The 6,175-nt window shown below is 42.7% G+C and carries 5 protein-coding genes and 1 pseudogene; 2 read left to right on the top strand and 4 right to left on the bottom strand.

The features are described 5' to 3' along the window. Positions 1-199, top strand: a 199-nt coding sequence (locus MICAI_RS26730) for a hypothetical protein (RefSeq protein ID WP_232306101.1), incomplete at its 5' end; no start/stop codon positions are given. Here the strand turns inward: MICAI_RS26730 and MICAI_RS01940 are convergent. The 4 genes from MICAI_RS01940 to MICAI_RS01925 form a co-directional block, all read right to left on the bottom strand. Next, positions 168-1,439, bottom strand: coding sequence for a glycosyltransferase (locus MICAI_RS01940; RefSeq protein ID WP_008197074.1), 1,272 nt, complete (start codon positions 1,437-1,439; stop codon positions 168-170). The two genes, MICAI_RS26730 and MICAI_RS01940, sit on opposite strands and share 32 nt — an antisense overlap. Beyond that, positions 1,439-3,181, bottom strand: coding sequence for an ABC transporter substrate-binding protein (locus MICAI_RS01935; RefSeq protein ID WP_008197072.1), 1,743 nt, complete (start codon positions 3,179-3,181; stop codon positions 1,439-1,441). Before MICAI_RS01935 ends, MICAI_RS01940 begins: the two co-directional genes overlap by 1 nt. Positions 3,182-3,379: 198 nt before the next feature. Further along, positions 3,380-4,519: a citrate synthase gene (locus MICAI_RS01930; protein WP_008197070.1), complete on the bottom strand. Its 1,140-nt coding sequence runs from the start codon at positions 4,517-4,519 to the stop codon at positions 3,380-3,382. A gap of 289 nt (positions 4,520-4,808) precedes the next feature. Continuing rightward, on the bottom strand, positions 4,809-5,546 hold the full coding sequence (locus MICAI_RS01925; RefSeq protein ID WP_008197067.1) for a Uma2 family endonuclease: 738 nt from the start codon (positions 5,544-5,546) through the stop codon (positions 4,809-4,811). 343 nt (positions 5,547-5,889) lie between these two features. Between MICAI_RS01925 and MICAI_RS22880 the strand changes: the two are divergent. Further along, positions 5,890-6,175, top strand: a pseudogene (locus MICAI_RS22880) (IS200/IS605 family accessory protein TnpB-related protein); the annotation flags it as partial.

The raw sequence follows: 6,175 nt of genomic DNA, 5'->3' as shown, positions 1-6,175 counted from the left end.
AGACAGAAATCACAGAAATGTTCAATCTAATCTTTATAGTTCTTCGGTTTGTGTTAGGCCATGGACGGGTTATAAAGGGCGATTTTTGTCAATTGTTTTCGATAACGTTTTTAAAACCCGACACCCCATACCCCGTCCCCAGAAAAAACTTTTTCAGCAGACCCTGGTTATTCTACCGATAGGACGGGTTGGCCGGTAGAAATGGCTTTTTCGACGATATCGGCGGCCATTTTCACTCCTCCAGTCTTCTGTAGCGCTTTTTGCATTCTCAGGGCATTTTCTCGGTAACTGGGGAAGGATAATACCTTTTCAATGGCCTTTTGTAAACGGGGAACTTCTAGACGGGAAATCGGAATCACTTCCCCTGTCCCCGACCATTTTATCCGAGCAGATACCCCCGGTTGGTCGTTAGCGATGGGAATGGCCACCATCGGTACAGCTTGAGCAAGGGATTCTATGGTAGTATTTAAGCCTGCGGGGGTGATAGTAAGAGAGGCTCTAGTTAAAAGCTCTAATTGGGGAGCATAGGGAACAACTAGGGCGTTTTTGGTCGTTATTTGAATGTTAGAGTCGGTGTTGCCCAAGGATAAAACTAATTGTACCGGCAAATCGGCACAGGCTTCGGCGATCGCATTAAAGGTCGATTGTAGGCGAGTTTGAATTGTACCGAGGGAAGCGTAAATCAAGGGTTGTCCGGTTAATTTTTCGTAGGGAAAAGGAATCGTTTTTCTGGTGGAGGAATCGTGAAAGGGACCCGTAAAGTGAAAGTGAGCGGGTAAATTTGACCGAGGAAACTCGAATTCGGCAGGTTGTTGGCTAATTTGGGCAAGGGGGGAATAGCGTTGATTGATGTTTTGATAGGGAATTAACCCCCATTCTTGACGCTGCCGGTTGATTAACTCATTCAGAGGACGCGTCAGAGAGTCAAGGAGTTTATAGCCAAATCTATTGCGAATAACCCCGATAAATGAGGGATTATAGTCCCAACTGGTCATAAAGGGCGGAATGAGCGGGTCACGATTTAAAACCAATGCCGAACAAAAACTGATAAAGGGAATAGCCAATTTTTCTGCGATTGTACCCCCTGAGGCGGAAACTTGATCGACAATTAGGGCATCAATTCCCAAGCGACGCATCTCTTGAGGGATAGTTTCAAAGAGGGTCGCTGTAGAATTAGTCACTAATTGTACCGTGCGTCGGACGGCGGCCGTTCCCCGTAATTGACCAATTTCGGCTAAATTTTGGGCTGATGTGCCTTTCGGATATTTGTCGGGTGCAATTGCCTGAAAATCTAACCCGGCTGCTTGCACCATTTCTTCACCATCAAGAGTTAAAAAACAGGTAACTTTATGACCGCGTTTTTGTAACTCTTTTCCTAAAGGTAGGAGAGAATAAATATGTCCAGAAGTTGTAGGACAGAGTAAACCAAAATGAGTCATTAAACACCTCCACAGGTTTTCTTTAATTCTTCTAGATTCCAGAATGCACCACCCAAGGCGGAGAATTGTATTCCTTCAAAGCAGTTACGCACAGCCCCCAAAGCGAGGGGATTAACTAGATAAATAAACGGGACGTATTCCTGTTGAAGTTGTTGAATTTCATTATAGATAACTTTGCGCTTCTCAAAGTCTAATTCTTGGGAACCTTTGACGTATAAATCGGCGATTTTTTTCTCCCAATCCGCCGCTTGCCAGCCTTGAATTGGCGGGCTGCCGGGTTGAGGTTGTTGGTTAAAAGCGTGGAGATTTCCATCTACATACCAAATATTGGGGGCGTGGGGTTCATTATCGCCGGTAAAACCTAAAATATGGGCCTCCCAATCTAGACTATTACTTAGTTTATCAACTAAATTGCTAAAAGCGATCGCTTGAAAATCCACTTGAATTCCTATTGCGGCTAAATCATTTTTAATTTGCGCCCCTATTGCTTCCCGGATTTTGTTACCCGCGTTAGTAATCAGGTTAAATCTAACGGGATTATTATCAGCATCGACTAGCAGATTATCACTATTATACTTAAATCCCGCCTCTAATAATAATTCTTTGGCTTTTTCGGGATTATAATCGTAACCTTTCAGGGTTTTATCGTAAAAAGGAGATTGGATAGAAAGAAAAGAGTTTTGTGCTTCTCCCAATCCTCGATAGATATCATCAATCATTCTTTGACGATTAATGCCGTAGGCAATAGCTTGGCGGAAATTTAAGTTATTAAACCACCTGGATTTAATTGGCTCTACTAGGGGTTTTCCGTCGCGTTTGCCTTGATTGAGATTAAAACCGATAAATTGGGTTCCGTAGGCAGGTCCCCCATTAAAAATAGTGAAATTTCCTCTTTCTTCTTCAGTTTTTAAGAGGGAGAAAAATTCGGGAGTTACCCCAATAGAATCTAAACTTCCCGAACGAAATTGTAGTAAAGTTGTATCCTGAGATTCAACAATTGCCCAAATTACTGAAGTTATATGGGGTAATTGTTGTCCCTGGTCATCTTTTTTCCAATAGTAAGGGTTATTCTCAAAAATAATCCTTTGTCCCGTGATATATTCTTTTAGTTTATAAGCACCATTAAAAACAATTTTATCGGGAGGAGTATCTAACCCCCAAGTGGAGAGAAATTCTAACCTACCATCGGGGCTTTTTTTCTGAATAGTTTTTTCTAAAGCGTGTTTAGGTAAAATCGGTGAACTGACAGCATCTAAAAAAGGAGCAAAAGGTTCGGGTAGTTTAAATTCGATTCTGCGATTATCTAGTTTAGTAATAACTGGAAATTCTTTTTTTAATCCTATTCTTAAACTATCGCGGTAGTTGTTAGGAATATCAGGATTTAGATATAAGTCTTTATAGGTAAAAACCACGTCATCAACGGTTAAGGGTTGACCATCTGACCATTTTAAACCCTCTCTGATAGTAAAAATAATGTTCAAATTATCATCGGAAATTGTCCAAGATTCTGCCAAGACCGGTTCTTTTTTGCCAGTAATGGGATTTTCTGTTAATAGTCCTTCGTAGGTTAAACCAAAAATATTCGGGGATTCGGCCGATAAAACAGCATTAAAGGTTTTTGGGTCACTTAATACCGATATGACCACTTGATTGCGTCTAACTTGATTACCACAAGCAGTTAGGGAAATCAGCAATAAACCAAAAATTAAAAATACCGTTAATCTGCGCCAAAATTTCACCATAATCTTTAATATTTTTCTGTCCGACTATCTAGAAGTAAAGACCTTGTCTGGCTATATACACCGAAACTGACCAAGCTGAAAGCCGCTGGACTGTTTCCTTGCCCCATCAATATAACAGGAAATGAGACAAAAAATCTCGCCTAGGAAAGATTGACAAAGGCGAGAAACCGTGTTTCCATCAAGAATGGGAAATAAAATCTAAGAACGTTGTTCGATCGGTGTATAGGGGACTTCGTGTTCTCCAGTGTATATTTGGGTAGGACGGAAAATGCGGTTAGTATTTAATTGTTCTTTCCAGTGGGCCAACCAACCGGCCACCCGGGAGATGGCAAAAATCGGGGTAAATAAATCACTGGGGATGCCTAATTTCCGATAGACCAATCCCGAATAGAAATCCACATTAGGATAGATACCTCTTTCGCCGTAGATATCCACCACTGCCTGTTCTAATTCTAGGGCGATATCGTAGTATTCATCGGAACCTAATTCCGCGAATAATTGTTCGGCAAGATTTTGTAAAATCGTCGCCCGGGGATCCTTAACTTTATATACCCGGTGTCCAAAACCCATAACTTTTTGTTTATTGGCGATACATTTTTCCACATAGGGACGAACATTAGCCACCGAACCGATTTCCTCTAACATTAACAATACTTCCTCGTTTGCCCCACCGTGGAGGGGGCCGGCGAGAGTTCCCACTGCTGAAGCGATGACACCGTAGGGGTCGGTTAAAGTGGAAGCCGTCACCATGGCCGAAAAAGTCGAGGCATTCATGGTATGTTCGGCGTGGAGAGTCAAACAGACATCGAAAACCTTCGCCGCTAAATCCGTCGGTCGTCTTTCCGTCAACATATAGAGGAAATTGGCCGCATAATCAAGACTATCGTTGGGCTGAATGGGATGATTACCTTTGCGAATCAATTGAAACGCCGCCACCATAGTCGGGATTTTCGCTAATAGCCGGACTACTGCCTGACGGATATAGTCGGGATTATCCAGGGCCCGCCTGGCATAGTATAAACCCAAAGCCGCCGCCGAAGTTTGTAGCGCATCCATGGGATGGCCTTTTTCGGGGAAGCATTTCATCATGTCTTCGATACGGTACTTGATGCGTCGATGATAACGGATTTCATCGGCAAATTCTTCCAGTTCCGCCCCCGTGGGCAGAACACCCCAGATAAGGAGATAGGCGGTTTCGAGGAAGGTACTTTTTTCGGCGAGTTCCTCAATCCGAATGCCCCGATACTCTAAGATTCCCTTTTGCCCATCCACAAAGCTGATACTCGATTGGGCGGCGGGAATTCCTTCTAAACCTGGCCGATATTCACAAACTGTCATAGTTCTAACTTTCCGTGGCGAAGATTAAGCCCTAACGCTAACTTACTTGATCTTTCCACCCTTACCGAAATTTTATAGAAATTCTTCGGTTCTGCCTCTCCTGTTCAGGATTGGGGAGAAGTGGACGGAAATTACCCCTATTTAGCGATTGCTTCGTCGATTTAGTCAACCCTGCCCTAGCGCATTTTTTCTGGGCTTACTGTTCCGACTCTAGCTAGAGGACTTGATATTTATCTACTTTCATTGTAGCGAGACTATCTCGATCGATTGAGTAGATCAATAATTTTTTTTAAGTTTCTTCGGGATTAATATTTAACTCCCGCAGTTTTGCCGCCAATCGTTCGGACCGTTGTCGTTCCGCTTCGGCCCGTTGACTTTCTGCCTCGGCCCGTTGACTTTCCGCTTCGGCCCGTTGTCGTTCCGTTTCGGCCCGTTGTCGTTCCGTTTCGGCCCGTTGCCGTTCTTGGTTGTAACTGGTGAAAGGTTGACCATCGGGATAATACAAGATTAACTCTGGTTGGGCCAATTGAAAACGGATGCCCAAGCGAGGACTTACCCAATTATCGAGATTTTCCAGACTTTCGAGCCGATTTTCCCGACGAATACAGCCACCTAAATCATTTTTATCGGGATTATAAATGTAGTATTCTTCCACACCATAACGGTCATAAAACAGTAGTTTTCTGGTCATTTCCGTTTGGGTATTACCCGGAGAGAGAATTTCAAAAACCACTTGCGGGGGGATATTTTCTTCTTTCCACTGTTGATAGGAACCCCTTTCCCCTTTCGGTCTGCCAAAAGCTACCATGACATCGGGTGCTTGTCGAGTCTTATTATCTCCCTCCACGGGATACCAGAGTAAATCACCGGCGACGAAAACATCGGCATTATTGGCAAATAACCAGTCTAAATTCGCTTTTATCGTCGTAATCCAGCGAAATTGTCTTGTATTGTCGGCCATCGGTTTACCGTCGCTATCGGGATAGACGATTGTGGTTTTCGGGCTGTCGTCGAGTTGTCTAACCATTGCTTAACCCTAGAATTTCGTCTTTGCTTCCTTAATAGTATAACCTTACTATAAAAAATCGGAGCAAATATTTAGGGATGGTCATGGTCCTAAATGCTGTTTAACAAGTATAGGAGAGTGGGAAGTGGGAAGCGGGTTTTTAAAGTTCGATTAGGAGTTAATCACACTATGAAAAACGGATTTGGTAGAATTAATCATAGAATTGGCGCTTGGTGCCTGGATTGTTAGTTTTATTTTTTTGACCGAATTACTAACCGCAAACACGCACTCTACAATTTACAATCATTGGTGAGCGCACCAATTAATTAGGAGTCTAACCCATGAGCGGCCCCACCATCGAAGTTCCCGCTTACAAACTCAACTGAAAACCAGAAATAATCAACCCTCATCTAAGAGATTGCTATTCCTAACCCATAAACGAAACTGTCGAGTAGAAAATTATCTACACACAGCCAGTAAAAGAGTAATAGATTGGTGTATTCGACCTCAAATAGGGACGTTAATAATTGGGCATAATGAGCGGATGAAACAATCTCTTAATCTAGGAAAAAGTAATAATCAACAATTGGTCAATATTCTCCATAATAGATTAATAGAAATGTTAACCTATAAAGCTCAATTAAAAGGGA

The sequence above is a fragment of the Microcystis sp. T1-4 genome, from assembly GCF_000297435.1.
GTDB lineage: Bacteria > Cyanobacteriota > Cyanobacteriia > Cyanobacteriales > Microcystaceae > Microcystis.
This window is presented reverse-complemented; position numbering and strand designations above follow the sequence as displayed.

What these genes read in the sequence shown, in the direction of transcription:
- MICAI_RS01930 (WP_008197070.1), bottom strand. Translation starts at nt 4,519, where the DNA reads ATGACAGTTTGTGAATATCGGCCAGGTTTAGAAGGAATTCCCGCCGCC.
- MICAI_RS01940 (WP_008197074.1), bottom strand. Translation starts at nt 1,439, where the DNA reads ATGACTCATTTTGGTTTACTCTGTCCTACAACTTCTGGACATATTTAT.
- MICAI_RS01925 (WP_008197067.1), bottom strand. Translation starts at nt 5,546, where the DNA reads ATGGTTAGACAACTCGACGACAGCCCGAAAACCACAATCGTCTATCCC.
- MICAI_RS01935 (WP_008197072.1), bottom strand. Translation starts at nt 3,181, where the DNA reads ATGGTGAAATTTTGGCGCAGATTAACGGTATTTTTAATTTTTGGTTTA.